This is a genomic window from Pseudotamlana agarivorans, assembly GCF_001642835.1.
Taxonomy (GTDB): domain Bacteria; phylum Bacteroidota; class Bacteroidia; order Flavobacteriales; family Flavobacteriaceae; genus Pseudotamlana; species Pseudotamlana agarivorans.
Genome location: NZ_LXEI01000001.1, coordinates 496350 through 516675, shown reverse-complemented (window position 1 = coordinate 516675; position 20326 = coordinate 496350). Strand labels below are relative to the sequence as shown.

The 20326-nt window shown below is 37.0% G+C and carries 13 protein-coding genes and 1 pseudogene; 13 read left to right on the top strand and 1 reads right to left on the bottom strand.

The window, feature by feature from the left end:
* Window positions 1-16 precede the first annotated feature (16 nt).
* A complete protein-coding gene (gene infB, locus A6I66_RS02140) occupies window positions 17-2881 on the top strand; it encodes a translation initiation factor IF-2 (protein WP_067145071.1) in 2865 nt (954 codons plus the stop codon).
* A 154-nt stretch (window positions 2882-3035) separates the two neighbouring features.
* Here the strand turns inward: infB and A6I66_RS02135 are convergent, their stop codons facing one another.
* Window positions 3036-3419, bottom strand: coding sequence for an SPOR domain-containing protein (locus tag A6I66_RS02135; RefSeq protein ID WP_067145070.1), 384 nt, complete (start codon window positions 3417-3419; stop codon window positions 3036-3038).
* Window positions 3420-3634: 215 nt separating this feature from the next.
* Between A6I66_RS02135 and A6I66_RS02130 the strand changes: the two genes are divergently transcribed.
* From A6I66_RS02130 to A6I66_RS02075, 12 genes and pseudogenes are all read left to right on the top strand, one after another.
* The gene (locus tag A6I66_RS02130) at window positions 3635-4930 is read left to right on the top strand and encodes a c-type cytochrome (protein ID WP_067145069.1); all 1296 of its coding nucleotides are present in this window, start codon (window positions 3635-3637) and stop codon (window positions 4928-4930) included.
* Window positions 4931-4990: 60 nt separating this feature from the next.
* On the top strand, window positions 4991-8101 hold the full coding sequence (locus A6I66_RS02125; protein ID WP_067145068.1) for a TAT-variant-translocated molybdopterin oxidoreductase: 3111 nt from the start codon (window positions 4991-4993) through the stop codon (window positions 8099-8101).
* A 92-nt stretch (window positions 8102-8193) separates the two neighbouring features.
* A pseudogene (nrfD, locus tag A6I66_RS02120) lies at window positions 8194-9615 on the top strand (NrfD/PsrC family molybdoenzyme membrane anchor subunit); the annotation flags it as partial.
* A 36-nt stretch (window positions 9616-9651) separates the two neighbouring features.
* Window positions 9652-10182, top strand: a complete 531-nt coding sequence (locus A6I66_RS02115; RefSeq protein WP_067145066.1) for a DUF3341 domain-containing protein — start codon at window positions 9652-9654, stop codon at window positions 10180-10182.
* A gap of 8 nt (window positions 10183-10190) precedes the next feature.
* Window positions 10191-10742: a c-type cytochrome gene (locus A6I66_RS02110; protein ID WP_067145065.1), complete on the top strand. Its 552-nt coding sequence runs from the start codon at window positions 10191-10193 to the stop codon at window positions 10740-10742.
* Between the two features lie 22 nt (window positions 10743-10764).
* The gene (locus tag A6I66_RS02105; RefSeq protein WP_067145064.1) at window positions 10765-12132 is read left to right on the top strand and encodes a quinol:cytochrome C oxidoreductase; all 1368 of its coding nucleotides are present in this window, start codon (window positions 10765-10767) and stop codon (window positions 12130-12132) included.
* Window positions 12133-12166: 34 nt separating this feature from the next.
* Window positions 12167-13234: a cytochrome c oxidase subunit II gene (locus A6I66_RS02100; protein WP_067145063.1), complete on the top strand. Its 1068-nt coding sequence runs from the start codon at window positions 12167-12169 to the stop codon at window positions 13232-13234.
* A gap of 32 nt (window positions 13235-13266) precedes the next feature.
* A complete protein-coding gene (locus A6I66_RS02095; protein WP_067145062.1) occupies window positions 13267-15060 on the top strand; it encodes a cytochrome c oxidase subunit I in 1794 nt (597 codons plus the stop codon).
* Between the two features lie 209 nt (window positions 15061-15269).
* Complete coding sequence (ruvB, locus tag A6I66_RS02090; RefSeq protein ID WP_067145061.1) at window positions 15270-16292, top strand: Holliday junction branch migration DNA helicase RuvB; 1023 nt, start codon at window positions 15270-15272, stop codon at window positions 16290-16292.
* A 43-nt stretch (window positions 16293-16335) separates the two neighbouring features.
* Entirely contained in the window at window positions 16336-16746 is a 411-nt protein-coding gene (locus tag A6I66_RS02085) for a hypothetical protein (RefSeq protein WP_245683416.1), read from the top strand.
* 200 nt (window positions 16747-16946) lie between these two features.
* Window positions 16947-17876 carry a tRNA epoxyqueuosine(34) reductase QueG gene (queG, locus tag A6I66_RS02080; protein WP_067145060.1) on the top strand — a complete coding sequence of 310 codons (930 nt, stop codon included), beginning with the start codon at window positions 16947-16949 and terminating at the stop codon, window positions 17874-17876.
* 150 nt (window positions 17877-18026) lie between these two features.
* Window positions 18027-20309: an NADP-dependent malic enzyme gene (locus A6I66_RS02075; RefSeq protein WP_067145059.1), complete on the top strand. Its 2283-nt coding sequence runs from the start codon at window positions 18027-18029 to the stop codon at window positions 20307-20309.
* The last annotated feature ends 17 nt before the right edge of the window (window positions 20310-20326 follow it).

Below are 20326 nucleotides of genomic sequence, written 5' to 3'. Positions count from 1 at the left end.
ATTTTAAAGGCGATTTATGGCTGAAACAATTAGATTAAATAAAGTATTACGCGAACTTAACATCTCTCTAGATCGCGCCGTAGAATTTTTAGATTCTAAAGGTGTAGATATAGAGAAGCGACCAACTACAAAAATTTCTGAGGAAACTTATAAGATTCTTTCAGATGAATTTGAGACGGATGCTAATAAAAAGGTGAGATCGCAAGAAGTTAGTGAAGCGAAGCAAAAGGAAAAGGAAGATTTACGTGTTAAGCGTGAAAAAGAATTGGAAGCTAAGCAGAAAGCACAAGAAGCCATAGAAAAAGCCAAGCAAGAAGAGGTTGTAAAAGCTTCAAAAGCACTTTCAGGTCCTAAACAAGTTGGTAAAATCGACTTAGAGCCTAAAAAGAAAGTTGAAGAAGAACCTGTTGTTGAGAAAAAAGAAACCCCTGTAAAAGAGGAGCCTGTTGCTGAAAAGAAAACAGAACCTGCTAAAGAACCAGAGGTTATTAAAGCTCAAGCACCTAAAATTGGATTAAAACCTGTTGGCGATAAAAAGGTAGAGATTGAACCTAAAAAGGTTGAGCCTACTAAAACTGAAGCGCCTAAAAAGGAAACACCTGTAAAAGAAGAACCTAAAAAAGAAGCTACGCCAGCTAAGGCTGAAGCTACTGGTAAGGTTGATGAAGATGGTAATCCAATCGTTGAAGAACGCGTTAAAACACAATACCAAAAGCTTTCTGGGCCTAAAATTGCTGGAGATAAAATTGATTTATCACAGTTTAATAAGCCTAAAAAGAAGGTAGAGAAAAAGCCAGATCCTAAGCAAGGTGGTGGTGATCCTAAGAAAAAACGTCGTCGTATCAGTAAAGCTGGAGCGCCTAACACCGGTGGTCAAAACAGACCAGGTGGAGGTAGACCAGGAGGAAACGACCGTTTTAAAGGGAAACCAGGAGGTCCAGGTGCAGGACGTCGTAACATTGTTAAAGAAGAGCCTTCAGAAGAAGATGTTAAAAAACAAGTTAGAGAAACACTTGAAAAACTTCAAGGGAAATCTAACAAAGGTAAAGGTGCTAAATATAGAAGAGATAAAAGAGATCAGCACAGAGAACAATCTGAGATAGATCAACAACTCGAAGCTGCAGAAAGCAAAATCATTAAAGTTACCGAGTTCGTAACCGCTAGTGAAATGGCAACCATGATGGATGTGAGTGTGACTCAAATTATATCAGCTTGTATGTCACTTGGTATGATGGTAACCATGAACCAACGTCTAGATGCAGAAACTTTATCAATTGTTGCAGATGAATTTGGCTACCAAGTTGAATTCGTAACAGCCGATATTGAAGAATCTATTGAAGAGGTTGAAGATAAACCTGAAGATTTATTACCTCGTGCTCCTATTGTTACTGTAATGGGACACGTTGATCACGGTAAAACATCGCTTCTAGATTATATCCGTAAGGAAAATGTAATCGCAGGAGAGTCTGGTGGTATTACACAACATATCGGTGCTTACGGTGTGGAGTTAGAAAACGGACAAAAAATTGCTTTCTTAGATACACCAGGTCACGAGGCCTTTACAGCGATGCGTGCTCGTGGTGCTCAAATCACAGATATTGCCATTATCGTAGCAGCTGCCGATGATGAAATCATGCCACAAACTAAAGAGGCGATTTCTCACGCACAAGCTGCAGGGGTGCCTATCGTATTTGCTATCAATAAAATTGATAAGCCTGATGCGAATCCTGATAAGATAAAAGAAGGATTAGCACAAATGAACTTGTTAGTAGAAGACTGGGGTGGTAAAATTCAATCTCATGATATCTCTGCTAAAGTAGGTACAGGTGTTAAAGAATTATTAGAAAAAGTATTACTTGAAGCCGAATTATTAGAGCTTCAAGCGAATCCAAATAAAATCGCTCATGGTACGGTTGTAGAAGCGTACTTAGATAAAGGTCGTGGATATGTATCTACTATTTTAGTTCAGGCTGGAACACTTAAAGTTGGTGACTATGTATTAGCTGGTCAACATAGTGGTAAGGTTAAAGCGATGCACGATGAAAGAGGACATGATGTTGCTGCTGCTGGACCTTCAACTCCGGTGTCTATATTAGGATTGGATGGAGCGCCACAAGCGGGTGATAAATTCAATGTCTTCCAAGATGAGCGTGAGGCGAAACAAATTGCTTCTAAACGTGCTCAATTACAACGTGAGCAGTCTGTTAGAACGCAACGTCATATTACATTAGATGAAATTGGTCGTCGTATTGCTCTTGGTGATTTCCAAGAATTGAATATCATTCTTAAAGGTGATGTTGATGGTTCTGTGGAAGCATTAACCGATTCGTTCCAGAAATTATCTACTGAAGAAATTCAAGTGAATATCTTACATAAAGGTGTAGGTGCGATTACTGAAAGTGATGTGTTATTAGCTTCGGCTTCTGATGCGATTATCGTTGGATTTAACGTGCGTCCTGTTGGAAATGCTCGAATGATTGCTGATAAGGAAGAAATCGATATCAGAACGTACTCTATCATTTACGATGCTATTAATGATCTTAAAGATGCGATGGAAGGTATGTTATCTCCAGAGCTTAAAGAAGAAATTACAGGTACCGCTGAAATTAGAGAAATCTTTAAAGTGTCTAAAGTTGGAAGCATCGCAGGATGTATGGTTACCAATGGTAAGATCCTTAGAAGCTCTAGCATTCGTTTAATACGTGATGGTGTCGTTGTTTATACTGGTGAATTAGCGTCATTAAAACGATTTAAAGACGATGCCAAGGAGGTGACTAAAGGTTACGATTGTGGTATGCAAATTAAAAACTATAACGACATCAAAGAAGGTGATGTTATAGAAGCTTTCCACGAAGTAGAAGTGAAAAAGAAACTTAAATAATATTTAAGTTTACATAACAATAGTATAAAAAAGCACCTCTTGTAGGTGCTTTTTTTATTTGGAACTTTACCATCTGGTATTAGAGCAAAAAAAAGGGTGTTTTGGAATCGTAAATCCAAAACACCCTTTTTTTTATTTTAATGATGATGGCGTTTTATTTCTTAGGCTTAAAGATAAAAGCACTCGAAAACTCTTTTTTAATACGCTTTAAAGCGCGATCGGCTTCCAAACGCGTTCTAAAGTTACCAACCCATATTTTAAAGTTAGGTTGTTCGAAATGAATGCTAGGACGCCAGTCAGAAAACGTGGAACTAAACTTTTTTTGAGCTGCATAAGCGTCTTGTCGATTGCCGTTGTAAATTTGTATTTTATATCTGTCGGCATCGTCGTCGTTCATATTTTTTTTCAATTCCAACAGCTTCTCAATATTCTTATCTTGGTTAATGCTCACCTGACCTTCTTGGGCTTGGGTGTAAGTTGTTGTAAACAAAAGGCATACAGCCACGAATGTTAGAGCTCTAAATTTAATAGGAATCATATTTTAAATGTGTTTATGCAAATGTATAAGTATTAAACTAAATAGTTGCTTATTTTATTATTTAGAATGCCTCTAAATTAACTGTTAACACTTCCTTAGTATTTTGCTAATCGAGTTTAAATATTACTTTTGCGAGAGATTTTAAAGCTATGCTTTTTCATTTATTAAATGACAAAAGTCATACCAAAAGTTAAGAAGTTAATTTAACCAACAATATGAGAAAGGTGATTCACCGTAAATTAAGTAGAAACTTACTTCGTTTAAGCTTAATTGTATTATTAGCGTTTACAAGCTCGCTTTCAGCTCAGGAAGGCGATCCAGCAAAAGGAAAATCTTTATTTAATGCCAATTGTGCAGCATGTCATCAATTAGATAAGAAAATGACAGGGCCTGCATTGCGTCATGTTGAAGCGCGTCTGTCTGATGAAGAAGGATTAGATCGTGAATGGCTACATGCATGGATACGTAACAGTTCGGGTTTAATCAAGTCTGGTGATGCGTATGCAAATAAAGTGTATAACGAATTTGGAGGTGCTGCAATGACAGCTTTTCCTCAGTTATCTGACGACGATTTAAATAACATCTTAGCGTATACCGCTGAAGAAAAGAAAGCGGCTCCAGCTCCGGCGGCAGGCGCTACAGGGCAAGTTGCTGCAACAGGTGCTTCAGACGGTATTTCAAACGAGCTTATTTTAGGCGCTTTAGCGATTCTGTTTATTTTACTAGCTATTGGATTATATCTAGTTAATAAAACTTTACGTCGCTTTGCTGCTGCTCAAAATATTGAGTTAGAAACAGAAACTGGTAGAACACCACTTTGGAAAGCTTTTGTTCAGAATCAGTTTTTAATGATAGTAGTAGCTATTTTCTTCTTGCTTACTAGTGCTTACTTTGCTTTTGGTTTTTTAATGCAAGTAGGTGTTGATCAAGGTTACCAACCGGTACAACCAATTCACTTCTCTCACAAAGTGCATGCAGGTGATAATGGTATCGATTGTAAATACTGTCACTCTTCAGCTAGAGTAAGTAAAACATCAGGGATACCTTCTTTGAATGTTTGTATGAACTGTCATAAATCAATTTACGAATACAACGGTGAAACTTCAGCAGAGTACACTAAAGAATTTTACGATGGTGAGATTCAAAAGTTATACAAAGCTGCAGGATGGAGTGATGCCGATCAAAAATATACAGGTGAATCTCAACCAGTAAAATGGGTGCGTATTCATAACTTACCAGATTTCGCATACTTTAACCACTCACAACACGTCACTGTTGCAGGTGTAGAGTGTCAAACATGTCATGGTCCTGTACAAGAAATGGAAGTGGTTTATCAACATGCACCTTTAACAATGGGATGGTGTATTAACTGTCACAGAGAAACTGACGTGACGGTAAAAGATAACGCTTACTATGAGAAAATTCACGCTGAGCTTTCTAAAAAGTATGGTGTAGAGACTTTAACAGCAGCTCAAATGGGTGGTCTGGAATGTGGTAAATGTCACTACTAAAAACTTTTCGTAAATACGAAAAACCAAAAATTAATTTAAGAAGTAATTCAATTATATAATATGTCATCAAACAAGAAATACTGGAAAAGTGTTGAAGAGCTAAACGAAAATAGCTCTATTGTTGAGACGCTTAAACAAAACGAGTTTGTAGCAGAAATACCTACTGATGAGTTTTTAGGAAATAAAGAGACGTTAGAGTCTGGCTCTACAACGCGTCGTGATTTCTTAAAATATGTAGGGTTTAGTACAGCAGCTGCTTCTTTAGCAGCTTGTGAGGGTCCTGTTAAAAAAGCGATTCCTTACGTTGTACAACCAACTGAGATTATTCCCGGAGTAGCAAATTATTACGCTACAACAGTTGCAGATGGTTTTGATTTTGCAAGTGTTTTGGTTAAAACGCGTGAAGGTCGTCCAATAAAAATTGAAAACAATACCTTAGCTTCTACTCATGGCAGTGCTAATGCTAGAGTGAATGCTTCAGTTTTAGGTTTGTATGACAGTTTAAGAATTCAAGGTCCGAAAAAAGATGGTGCTTCAATTTCTTGGAGTGATTTTAATGCGGAAACTACTAAAAGTTTAAACAGTATTAAAGATTCAGGTCAGTCGATCGTGTTGTTAACACAGACTTTCGCTAGTCCTTCTACTAACAAGCTGGTTGCTGAGTTTAAAGAAACTTACGGTAACGTTAAGCATGTGGTTTATGATGCTGTTTCAGAATTTGCTGCTGTTCAAGCTTTTCAAAAGAAATACAATAAAAAAGGTTTAGCCGATTACGATTTTTCTCAGGCGATGACTATTGTTTCTGTTGGTGCTGATTTCCTAGGCGATTGGCAAGGTGGAGGTTTTGATGCAGGATATGCTAAAAACCGCGTGCCTCAAAACGGAAAAATGTCACGTCATATTCAGTTTGAATCGAATATGTCTTTATCTGGTGCTAATGCTGATAAGCGTGTACCGGTGACTCCTACTCAGCAAAAATTAGCCTTAGCGAAATTATACAGCCTGGTTACAGGAAATAATGTTTCTGTAAAAGGTTTACCTGAGCACGTTGAAACTGCTGTTAAAAATGCAGCTATTCAACTTAAAAAAGCAGGCAGTAAAGCTGTTGTGGTTACTGGAATTCAGGATGTCAATGCACAAACAGTTGTTTTAGAACTTAATGAATACCTAGCAAGTAAAGCTTTTAATAGTAAAGTAGCTATTAAAACTAAGCAAGGTAACGATAATGATGTTGCTCAACTTGTTGCCGATATGAAGGCAGGGAAAGTAGGAGCAATTATCATGAGCGGTGTTAATCCGTTATATACTTTAGCAAATGCAGCTGATTTTGCTGAAGGTTTAAAGAAAACAAAATTATCTATTGCGTTTTCAATGAAAGAAGATGAAACGTCTTCTCATACGCAATATATCGCTGCAGCACCTCACTTTTTAGAGGCTTGGGGTGATGTTGAAATAAAAACTGGTCACTACAGTTTAACGCAACCAACCATTCGTCCTTTATTTGATACGAAACAATTTCAAGATGTTTTATTAAAGTGGACGGGTAATAGCGCTTCATATAGTGATTATATTAAAACCACTTGGAATAGTGATATTCTAAATGGAGGATCTTACAACCAAGCTTTACATGATGGTTTCTTTGTGAAGTCTGTAGTTGCTTCTGAAGAAGTAGCAGAAGAGGTTTCCGAAACTGAAGAATCTGTAAACACATTTTCTGGAGCTGCACAAGCTTTAGTATCATCTGCCAAATCTAAAGGTATCGAGTTAAGTCTTTATACTAAAACAGGTATGGGTGATGGTCAACAAGCTAACAACCCTTGGTTACAAGAGTTTCCAGATCCGATTTCAAGAGTATCTTGGGATAACTACTTAACGGTTTCTAAAGCTGATGCTGAAGAGTTAGGATTAATTAACAGACACGTTGCAACCGGAGCGTTAAATGGTAGCTATGCTAACGTTACAGCTAATGGTGTAACAGTAAAAGCGCCTGTATTAATTCAACCAGGACAAGCTAAAGGTTCTGTAGGTTTATCTTTCGGTTACGGAAGAACAGCAGGATTAAAAGAAGAAATGCAAACAGGTGTAAATGCATATGCCTTATATCATAACTTATCAAACGTTCAAGATGTAACTATCGAAGCGGCTTCAGGTGAACATGAATTTGCTTGTGTACAGCTTCATAATACCTTAATGGGACGTGGTGATATCATTAAAGAAACGACTTTAGAGATTTTCAACACTAAGGACAAAGCGCATTGGAATGCGATGCCTGTTGTGTCTTTAGATCATGAAGAAACGCCTGTAACATCTCCAGATGTTGATTTATGGGATGAGTTTGATCGTAGTATAGGGCATCACTTTAACTTATCTATCGACTTGAATGCTTGTACAGGATGTGGAGCTTGTGTTATAGCTTGTCATGCTGAGAATAACGTGCCTGTAGTAGGTAAAGAAGAAGTGAGAAGAAGTAGAGATATGCACTGGTTGCGTATTGATAGATACTACTCATCTGATGATACTTTTGAAGAAGATAATGCCAAAAAAGAAGGCTTCTCAGGTCTGTTTGGAGATAATGGTTCCTTAGGTGGATTTGGTGAAATGGAACATGCAGCCGATAACCCACAAGTAGCTTTCCAAGCGGTAATGTGTCAACACTGTAATCACGCACCTTGTGAAACAGTTTGTCCTGTAGCAGCAACTTCTCATGGTCGTCAAGGTCAAAACCATATGGCTTACAACCGTTGTGTAGGTACAAGATATTGTGCAAACAACTGTCCGTATAAAGTACGTCGTTTCAACTGGTTCTTATACAATGGAAATGATGAGTTCGATTATCATATGAATGATGATTTAGGACGTATGGTACTTAATCCTGATGTGGTTGTACGTTCTCGTGGTGTGATGGAAAAATGTTCTATGTGTATTCAAATGACACAAAAAACAGTTCTTGACGCTAAACGTGACGGACGTGTAATTAAAGATGGTGAATTCCAAACAGCTTGTTCTGCAGCTTGTAGTAGCGGTGCGATGGTATTTGGAGACATCAACGATAAAGACAGTAAAGTTGCAAAACTTAAAGAAGATAACCGTATGTATCACTTGTTAGAGCATGTAGGAACAAAGCCTAATGTGCAATATCAAACAAAAGTGAGAAATACAACTGAAGCATAATATAGTTAAAAGGTTTTAAGTTTAAAAGTTGAAAAAATACGAGGTCAACTTTTAAATAAATAACAAGTAACAAATAACAAATAACAATAAATATGGCGTCTCATTACGAAGCACCTATTAGAAGACCTTTAGTTACAGGAGATAAGTCCTACCACGACGTAACTGTGGATGTGGCAAAACCTGTAGAAGGAAAAGCAAATAAACAATGGTGGATAGTTTTTGGTATTTCACTAGTCGCTTTCCTTTGGGGAATTGGATGTATTTTATATACCATTACAACAGGTATTGGTGTCTGGGGTCTTAACAAGACTGTAGGTTGGGCCTGGGATATTACCAACTTTGTTTGGTGGGTAGGTATTGGTCACGCAGGAACACTTATTTCTGCAGTACTTTTATTATTCCGTCAAAAATGGAGAATGGCAATTAACCGTTCTGCAGAGGCGATGACCATCTTCTCGGTAGTTCAGGCAGGTTTATTCCCAATCATCCACATGGGGCGTCCATGGTTAGGATACTGGGTATTACCAATTCCGAATCAATTCGGATCACTATGGGTAAACTTTAACTCGCCATTACTTTGGGACGTATTCGCCATCTCAACATATTTATCGGTATCACTAGTATTCTGGTGGACTGGTTTATTACCAGATTTCGCGATGCTAAGAGATCGTGCTATCAAACCTTTTCAAAAGAGAATTTACTCGATATTGAGTTTTGGATGGTCTGGTCGTGCTAAAGATTGGCAACGTTTTGAAGAAGTATCATTGGTACTTGCAGGTTTAGCAACACCATTAGTACTTTCTGTACACACGATTGTATCGTTTGACTTCGCAACATCTGTTATTCCAGGTTGGCATACAACGATTTTCCCACCATACTTCGTTGCTGGTGCGGTATTCTCTGGATTCGCGATGGTAAACACATTACTTATCATTATGAGAAAAGTGTGTAACCTTGAAGACTATATTACAGTACAACACATCGAGCTTATGAATATTGTAATCATGATTACAGGTTCTATCGTAGGTGTGGCCTATATTACTGAGCTGTTTATCGCATGGTACTCTGGTGTTGAATACGAACAATACGCCTTCTTAAACAGAGCAACAGGTCCTTATGCATGGGCATACTGGATGATGATGTCTTGTAACGTATTCTCTCCACAATTTATGTGGTTTAAGAAATTAAGAACAAGTATCATGTTCTCTTTCTTTATCTCGATTGTAGTAAACGTAGGAATGTGGTTTGAGCGTTTCGTAATTATTGTAACCTCGTTACACCGTGATTACTTACCATCATCATGGACGATGTTCTCACCTACATTTGTTGATATAGGAATCTTTATCGGAACTATAGGATTCTTCTTTGTATTGTTCTTATTATACTCTAGAACATTCCCTGTAATCGCTCAAGCAGAGGTTAAAACCATCTTGAAATCTTCAGGTGATAAGTACAAAAGAATAAGAGAAAGCGGAGAAAGTTTGACTGGAACTGGTGCAGATCCTAGAACTTCGAACGTTAATAATGAACCAAAAAACTAAAAGTAGCATATGGAAGCTTCAAAAGTAATTCACGCTATTTATAACGACGACGATATTTTAATGTCTGCCGTAAAAAGGGTTAAGGCTGAAAGATATCATATAGAAGAAATATATACACCATTTCCAGTTCACGGATTAGACCGCGCTATGGGACTTGCTCCTACACGTATCGCTATTACAGCTTTTATTTATGGTCTTATTGGTTTAACAGTGGCTACTTTAATGATGAACTTCATCATGATTGAAGACTGGCCTCAAAACATTGGTGGTAAACCAAGTTTTAGCTATTTAGAAAACATGCCAGCTTTCGTGCCAATTATGTTCGAGCTTACGGTATTTTTCTCTGCACACCTTATGGTAATTACCTTTTACTTACGTAGTAGAATGTGGCCATTTAAAAGTGCTGAAAACCCAGATCCTAGAACTACCGATGATCATTTCTTAATGGAAATAGCCGTAAATGGTAATGAAGAGGCTCTTTCTAGTATGCTTAAAGATACTGGAGCCGTAGAGATTAATTTAGTAGATAAAGCCCATTAATAAAAGATATGAAAAGCTTAATTAAAATATTAGCAGTAGCAGTTGTTTTTGTAGCCGTTTCTTGTAATAAGAGTACTGCACCAAATTACCAATTCATGCCTAACATGTACGAATCTGCAGGTTATGAAACTTATGGAGAAGCAGCATTTTCTAATGGCTTTGAAGCGCAATTACCTGCTGAAGGTTCTGTAGCTAGAGGATTTATCCCATTTGATATTGAAAATTCTACCGAAGGTTATGAATTTGCTAAAGCTAATTTGGTTAGTCCATTAGATTCTACTCAAGTAGATTTAAATAGAGGTAAAGAATTATACGATATATACTGTGGAATTTGCCATGGTGGTAAAGGTGATGGACAAGGTAACTTGGTAAAACGTGAAAAAATTCTTGGTATTCCAAGTTATGATGATGCGGGTCGTGCTATAAATGCAGGAAGTATTTACCACACTATTTACTACGGTAAAAATGCTATGGGATCTTACGCTAACCAATTACAAGAGGAAGAGCGTTGGCAAGTGGTTTCATATGTGTTACAATTAAAAGCAGATTTAGAAAAGTAAGATTGATAAGATTATTATAGATATGTATACATTTTCAAATAAATTAAAGACATTTTCTTTCATTCTAATGATTTTAGGAGCATTAGGTGTAGGTTATGGTTTTATGACGTCTCATAAATCTTTTGAGGAGGTTGAACACTTACTTGCTGAAGAATCACATCATGGTGGTGGTCACGGTGAAGCTAATGCGCATCATGCAACACCAAGTCACGATACCCACGCTAAGGCTGAAGGAAGTCATGGTGAAGAAGCACATGCTCATGTTGATGAACATACGAAGCATGTTGAACACGTACAACACCAAATTGCAAACAGACCTTGGTCTGCTTTATATGTAGCAGCGTTTTTCTTTATGATGATCGCTTTAGGTGTTTTAGCTTTTTATGCGATTCAAATTGCATCTCAAGCAGGATGGTCACCGGTTTTATTCAGAGTGATGGAAGGCATTACAGCTTATCTTTTACCAGGGGCTATTATCGTACTTCTTATTGCTATTGCATCAGGTACTATTGGTCACTATAACATATTTATTTGGATGGATCCAGATGTTGTAGCTCACGATAAACTTATTCAAGGTAAATCAGGATGGTTAAACCTAGGTGGTTTTGCTATTAGAGGAATCATTTTTATTGCTGGATGGGCTTTATACCGTCACTTTGCACGTAAATTTTCTATTGCTCAAGATAATGCTGAACCTGGAGATAAAACTAACTTCAAGAAAGCTTTCCGTATTACAGCTGGATTCTTAGTATTCTTTATCTATACCGAATCTATGATGTCTTGGGATTGGATTATGAGTGTTGATCCACACTGGTTTTCAACTTTATTCGGTTGGTACGTATTCGCATCAATGTTTGTTAGTGGTATTACGGTAATTGCACTATTATCAATTTACTTAAAATCTAGAGGGTACTTAGCATTTGTAAATGAAAACCATTTACATGATGTGGCTAAATTTATGTTCGGTATTAGTATTTTCTGGACTTACCTTTGGTTCTCACAATTCATGTTAATTTGGTACTCTAACATTCCTGAAGAGGTTACATATTTCATTACGAGAATTAATGATTACAGATTACCTTTCTTTGGTATGGTAGTTATGAACTTCGTATTCCCATTATTATTATTAATGAACGCAGACTATAAGCGTATGCCTTGGTTTGTTGTTATGGCGGGAATCGTGATCCTTGCTGGTCATTATATTGATATTTTCAATATGATTATGCCTGCAACTGTTGGAGATAGATGGTTTATAGGAATTCCTGAAATAGGCTCTGTATTATTATTTGGAGGATTATTCATATTTGTAGTATTCATGTCTTTATCTAAGGCTTCATTACTAGCAAAAGGATACCCACTTATGAAGGAGAGTGAAGATTTCCATTATTAATTAAGATTTATATAAAGAAGAAAGAAGAACCACCATGACTACTTTATTAACGATTATAGTTTTAGTATTTATTTTAATTGCCATTTGGCAAATGGTTAAGATTTTCGATTTGGCACAAGCTAAAACTGAAAACTCTCAAGTAGCTAACGATAAAGACAATGCCTTAAATGGTTATTTAATGATGGGCTTTTTAGCTTTCATTTACATCATAACTATTGTATGTATTGTGAAATGGGGCGATTTACCGCTTTTATCAAACTCTGCATCAGCACACGGACCTACTATTGATAACCTTATGGTTATTTCATTAGTAATTATATTCTTTGTACAAACTATTACGCAATTTTTGTTACACTACTTCGCTTTTAAATATAAAGGAGAAAAAGGAAAACAAGCATTTTTCTTTGCAGATAACAATAAGTTAGAAATGATTTGGACGATTATCCCGGTTATCGTTTTAGCAGGTTTAATTATTTACGGTTTGAATACTTGGATTAACATTACTAGTGTTGATGAAAGTGACGATCCTTTAATCGTTGAATTATATGCTCAGCAATTTAACTGGAAAGCGAGATATGCTGGAGCCGATAATACTTTAGGTAAAGCCAATGTTCGTTTAATTGATATTGATCGTGCTAATATTTTAGGTTTAGATGAAGCTGATCCTAATGCTCAAGATGATATTATTACTACAGAATTACACTTACCTGTAGGAAAGCCTGTGTTGTTTAAAATGCGTTCTCAAGATGTTTTACACTCAGCATACATGCCACACTTTAGAGCACAAATGAACTGTGTTCCTGGAATGATTACACAATTCGGATTTACACCTACTATTACAACTGCCGAAATGCGTCAAAATCCTGATATGGTTGAAAAAGTAGCTCATATTAATGAAATAAGAGTAGAAAATAGTAAACCATTAGTTGCTAAAGGTGACGATGCTCTTGAGCGTTACGAGTTTGATTACCTGTTATTGTGTAATAAAATTTGTGGTAAATCACACTACAACATGCAAATGAAGATTATTGTTGAAACTCAAGAGGAATATGATGCTTGGATTGCTCAACAAAAGGAATTTAAAAATTCTTTAATTAATTAATTTAAACAAGAAACCAAACCGATTATAAGATTATGTCAGCACACGCAGATACTCACGCTCACGAAGACGACCACGGACATCATCATAAAGAAACTTTCGTAACGAAGTACATCTTCAGTCAGGATCATAAAATGATTGCTAAGCAGTACCTTGTAACAGGTACGATTATGGGAATTATTGGTATCATGATGTCAATGATGTTCCGTATGCAAATTGCATGGCCAGAAGAGCCAAATGTATTATTTGAAGCGTTATTAGGTAAATGGGCTCCCGACGGTGTTATGGATGCCGATATTTATTTGGCATTAGTAACCATCCACGGTACCATCATGGTATTCTTTGTACTTACAGCAGGTTTAAGTGGTACTTTTAGTAACTTACTTATTCCGTTGCAAATTGGTGCTCGTGATATGGCCTCAGGTTTCTTAAACATGGTTTCTTACTGGTTATTCTTTTTATCAAGTGTAATCATGGTTATTTCATTGTTTGTTGAAGCTGGACCAGCTGCTGCAGGATGGACAATCTATCCGCCATTAAGTGCTTTACCAATGGCTCAAGGTGGTTCTGGTATGGGTATGACTTTATGGTTAGTGTCTATGGCTATCTTTATTGCTTCATCATTATTAGGTTCTCTTAACTATGTGGTTACCGTTTTAAACTTACGTACTAAAGGGATGTCAATGACGAGATTGCCACTTACTATTTGGGCTTTCTTTGTTACAGCTATTATTGGTGTTATTTCATTCCCAGTATTATTATCAGCTGCATTGTTATTAATTATGGATAGAAGTTTTGGTACATCGTTCTTCTTATCAGATATATTTATTCAAGGAGAAGTTTTACATTACCAAGGAGGTTCTCCAGTTTTATTTGAGCACTTATTTTGGTTCTTAGGTCACCCAGAGGTATACATTGTAATTTTACCTGCCATGGGACTTGTTTCTGAAATTATGGCTTCAAATTCACGTAAACCAATTTTTGGTTACCGTGCCATGATAGTATCTATTTTAGCCATTGCTTTCTTATCTACAATCGTATGGGGTCACCATATGTTTATCTCAGGAATGAATCCATTTTTAGGTTCTGTGTTTACGTTTACAACCTTATTAATTGCGATTCCATCGGCGGTAAAAGCCTTCAACTGGATTACAACCTTATGGAAAGGTAACTTACAAATGAACCCAGCGATGTTATTTTCAATCGGATTTGTTTCTACTTTCATCACTGGAGGTTTAACAGGTATCATCCTTGGAGATTCAGCTTTAGATATTAACGTTCACGATACATATTTCGTAGTAGCACACTTCCACTTAGTAATGGGTATATCTGCACTATATGGTATGTTCGCTGGAATCTACCACTGGTTCCCTAAAATGTACGGACGTATGTTAAATAAAAATCTTGGTTATATCCACTTCTGGTTAACTGCTGTTTGTGCTTATGGTGTATTCTTCCCAATGCACTTTATTGGAATGGCAGGTTTACCACGTCGTTATTATACAAACAGTAACTTCCCATTATTTGACGATTTAGCTAACGTTAACGTAATTATCACGGTGTTTGCTTTAGTTGGTGGTGTGGTACAGATAGTATATTTATATAACTTCTTTAGTAGTATTTTCTACGGAAAGAAGGCTACTCAAAACCCTTGGAAAGCGACAACCTTAGAATGGACTACGCCTGTAGAGCATATCCATGGTAACTGGCCAGGTGACATTCCTCATGTTTACCGTTGGGCTTACGATTATAGTAAACCAGGTTATGATGTTGATTTCGTTCCACAAAATGTACCTTTCAAAGAAGGTGAAGTGGAGTTACATCACTAATTTATTCCTGCGAAGGTAGGAATCTCTTAATAGAGTATCCAAAAGATTATTTAAAGCCTTTCCATAATGGAGAGGCTTTTTGTTTATATTTGAAATTGTATTTTTGTGTTTTAAATTATAAGTATTTATAAACCTCATTAAAGTTGGAATTATAATAATTTATAATATAAGTTAACCTAAATAGATTTCTGCCATCGCAGGAAGTTAGCATGAACGAAAACCTAGATCCTACCAACGATAATTTTTCTCCTGAAGAGTTTGATGTAGAAAAAAAATTAAGGCCGCTGTCTTTCGATGACTTCACGGGGCAAGACCAAGTATTGGAAAATCTTCAAATATTCGTTCAGGCCGCTAATTTGCGTTCAGAAGCCTTGGATCATACCCTTTTTCATGGCCCTCCAGGTCTGGGTAAAACAACACTAGCCAATATACTTGCTAATGAATTGAATGTAGGTATAAAGGTGACCTCTGGACCTGTGTTAGATAAGCCAGGTGATTTAGCAGGTTTGCTAACGAATCTTGAAGAGCGTGATGTCTTGTTTATAGATGAAATCCATCGTTTAAGTCCGATTGTAGAGGAATACTTGTATTCAGCTATGGAAGACTTTAAAATTGATATCATGATTGAATCGGGGCCCAACGCCAGAACGGTTCAAATTAACCTAAACCCGTTTACGCTTGTTGGCGCTACAACCCGTTCAGGTTTGTTAACTTCTCCAATGCGTGCCCGATTTGGAATCCAAAGTCGATTACAATATTATAAAACTGATTTATTAACCACCATCATTCAACGTAGTGCCAGTATTTTAAATGTGCCTATTTCTATGGAGGCGGCTATTGAAATTGCTGGACGAAGCCGAGGCACCCCTAGAATCGCAAACGCTTTACTACGTCGTGTGCGGGATTTTGCCCAAATTAAAGGGAATGGTAGTATTGATATTAAAATCGCAAAATACAGTTTAGAAGCCCTTAACGTGGATGCTCATGGTTTAGATGAAATGGATAATAAAATTCTATCCACTATTATCGATAAATTTAAAGGAGGACCTGTTGGTATTTCGACCATTGCTACGGCTGTAAGTGAAAGCCCAGAAACGATTGAGGAGGTTTATGAGCCTTTCTTAATTCAGCAGGGATTTATTATGAGAACACCTCGCGGTCGTGAAGTGACTGCTGAAGCTTATAAACACTTAGGGCGTGTAAAAGGACCTACCCAAGGTGGCTTATTTTAGCAGTCATGTTTTATATTACATTGAAATCAACCCCAAATAACCTATGAAATCATTTAAATTAATTACTTCAATGTTATTATTATGCCTTGTCTTTTCTTGCGATAAGGTGGATAAGCTTACTCAATTTGATATAGCGTATAACGAAAAAGTTGTTATAGAATCTTCAGCGGTAGTCGATTTACCATTTAATGCCTTTACGCCAGAAATCAGTTCTAATTCAGAATCGACTTTTGCAAATAATAACACCAGAAAGAATCTTATCGAATATATTGAATTAAAATCGATGACCTTGGAGATTGATGGACCAGATCATGGTAATTTCGATTTTCTAAACAGCATCGAAATCTACATTTCTGCAGAAAATGAACCTGAAGTTAAAATCTCATGGAAGGACCAAATTGAAGCTAACGGTAGTCGCGTTTTGAAATTGGATACCTCTAATGACGATCTTTAAAAATATCTTAAAAAGGATCAATTCAATCTAAGATTAGCTACCATTACCGACGAAATTATAACGTCAGACCACCATATTAACGTGAAGTCAGTGTTTTTTGTTGATGCTAAAATATTCGGACTTTAAGAGGTAAAAGTTTCAAGTGGCTTCGATTTAATTTTATTAATTTAGAGCAGAAGCCTTTAGAGCAGCTTAATGACATGTTAGATAATAAAGCGAAATACAGTCAATTGATTAAAACCGAAGCCAAGCGCCTCGGTTTTTTGTCTTGTGGTATTAGTAAAGCCGAATTTTTGGAAGAGGAAGCGCCTCGTTTGGAAAAATGGTTAAAAAATAACATGAATGGTGAAATGCGTTATATGGAAAACCATTTTGATAAACGCCTAGACCCTACAAAACTCGTTGAGGGTTCTAAAAGTGTCGTCTCCTTATTGTTAAATTATTATCCTGAAGACATTCAAACGGAAAACAGCTATAAGCTTTCTAAATATGCTTATGGTACCGACTACCATTTTGTGATTAAAGATAAACTTAAAGAACTCTTACATTTTATTCAAGATGAAATAGGTGAAGTAGACGGTCGGGCATTTGTCGATTCGGCACCGGTTTTAGACAAAGCCTGGGCTGCAAAATCGGGATTGGGTTGGATTGGTAAACATAGTAATTTGTTAACTCAGCAAGTAGGTTCCTTTTATTTTATTGCAGAACTTATTATCGACTTAGATTTAGAATATGATTCACGAGTTACCGACCATTGTGGTACTTGTACGGCTTGTATTGATGCTTGCCCAACGGAAGCCATAACAGCACCCTATGTGGTTGATGGCAGTAAGTGTATTTCATATTTTACCATCGAACTAAAAGAAAATATTCCTTCAGAATTCCAAGGTAAATTTGACGATTGGATGTTTGGTTGCGATGTCTGCCAAGATGTTTGTCCGTGGAATCGCTTCTCAAAACCGCATAACGAACCGCTTTTTAATCCGCACCCCGAATTACTATCCATGACTAAAAAGGATTGGGAGGAGATCACGACGGAGACTTTTCAAAAAGTTTTTAAAAAATCGGCTGTCAAACGCACCAAGTTCTCTGGACTTAATCGAAATATCAACTTTTTAAAGGGGAACTAATCTATTGTTAGTAGAGTAGCGATTTTGTTTATAGTATTTGTAAAATATGAAGCACGTCACTTATGTAAATTTTACGACTTAAATAGATCAAATGTCATGTAATCCTAATATAGGATTCTTATATTTGTTAGTCACAAAAACAATTACTACATGAGCGAAGAAAGCAAACGCAGAGAAGCCCTTATATATCATGCCAAACCTACCCCCGGCAAAATAAAAGTAGTTCCAACCAAGAAATATGCAACACAGCGCGATTTATCATTAGCCTATTCACCTGGTGTGGCAGAGCCTTGCTTGGAAATTGAAAAAGACAAGGAAAACGCCTATAAGTATACCGCTAAAGGCAATTTGGTAGCCGTAATTTCTAACGGAACAGCCGTTTTAGGCTTAGGAAACATTGGTCCCGAAGCATCAAAACCAGTGATGGAAGGTAAAGGCTTGCTATTCAAGATTTTTGCTGATATTGATGTTTTTGATATTGAAGTAGATACCGAAAATGTTGAAGAGTTTATCGCAACTGTAAAAAATATAGCGCCAACCTTTGGAGGAATAAATCTAGAGGACATTAAAGCTCCTGGTGCATTCGAAATCGAAAGACGCTTAAAGGAAGAATTAGATATTCCTGTGATGCACGACGACCAACATGGTACGGCAATCATTTCCGCGGCAGCGCTTATCAATGCTTTAGAAATTGCGAATAAGAATATTGAAGAAGTAAAAATTGTGATTAGTGGTGCTGGAGCTGCAGCCATTTCATGTTCGCGTTTATACCAAGCTTTTGGAGCTAGACGTGAAAATATGGTGATGCTGGATAGTAAAGGGGTCATTCGTGATGATCGCGACAACCTCACTGCCGAAAAAGCCGAATTTGCAACCCACCGCAAAATAGATACCCTAGATGAAGCTATGATTGATGCCGATGTGTTTATTGGTTTATCTATGGCTAATATTGTATCGCCAGAAATGCTATTGGCAATGGCCGAAAATCCTATTGTTTTTGCCATGGCAAACCCCGATCCAGAGGTTAAATACGAGGTGGCTATTGCAACACGTAAAGATATTATTATGGCAACGGGAAGGAGCGACCATCCTAATCAAGTGAATAACGTTCTTGGTTTCCCGTTTATATTTAGAGGAGCCTTAGATGTTAGAGCAACTAAAATCAATGAAGCCATGAAAATGGCTGCTGTAGAAGCTCTGGCGCGATTAGCCAAAGAACCAGTTCCAGAACAAGTAAACATTGCCTACGGGGAAACACGTTTAACTTTTGGTAAAGAGTATATCATTCCTAAACCTTTCGATCCACGTTTAATTGCCGAAGTGCCTCCAGCAGTAGCAAAGGCGGCTATGGAAAGTGGTGTTGCTAAAGAGCCTATTACCAATTGGGAAGATTACCAAGATGTTTTAAGAGAGCGCTTAGGCTCTGATAATAAATTTGTACGATTGCTTTTAAACCGTGCTAAATTAAATCCTAAACGTGTGGTTTTTGCTGAAGCTGATCAATTAGCCGTTGTTAAAGCTGCTCAAATTGTTCATGAAGAAGGTGTGGCCATTCCTATTTTATTAGGTAGAAAGGATACCATTAAAAGCTTAATGAATGAAATTGAGTTTGATGTTGATGATGTGATCATCATCGATCCTAAAACTGATGAAGAAGACGAACGTAAAAATAAATACGCCAAAGTTTACTGGGAACAACGTAAACGTAAAGGTGTAACACTATATGCCGCACAACGTTTAATGCGAGAGCGTAATTATTTTGCAGCCATGATGGTTAGTGAAGGTGATGCCGATGCCTTAATTTCAGGGTACTCAAGAAGCTACCCTACCGTAGTTAAACCCATGTTAGAGGTTATTGGTATGGCTAAAGGGGTTAATAGAGTAGCAACGACAAACGTGATGATGACCAAGCGTGGTCCTTTGTTTTTAAGCGATACGTCTATTAATATCGATCCAAGCGCAAGAGAGCTTACTAAAATAGCACAAATGACCGCTCAGATTGTTAAAATGTTTGGCATGGAGCCTGTTATGGCTATGACATCATATTCGAACTTTGGATCTTCATCCAATCCAATGGCTACAAAAGTGAGAGAAGCGGTATCGTATTTACATCGTCATGCACCAGATTTAATCGTCGATGGTGAATTACAAACCGATTTTGCACTTAATAACGAGATGCTTAAAGAGCGATTCCCGTTTTCGAAATTAGTAGGACAAAAGGTGAATACGCTTATTTTTCCAAATTTAGACTCAGCCAATATCACCTATAAATTAATAAAGGAATTGAATGAAGCAGATTCTATAGGACCAATTATGATGGGTATGAGTAAACCTGTTCATATTTTACAATTGGGTGCTAGTGTAGACGAAATTGTGAATATGACCGCAATTGCTGTGATTGATGCACAGAAGAAAGAACAATTAGATTCATAAAAGGAGGTTTCATTATA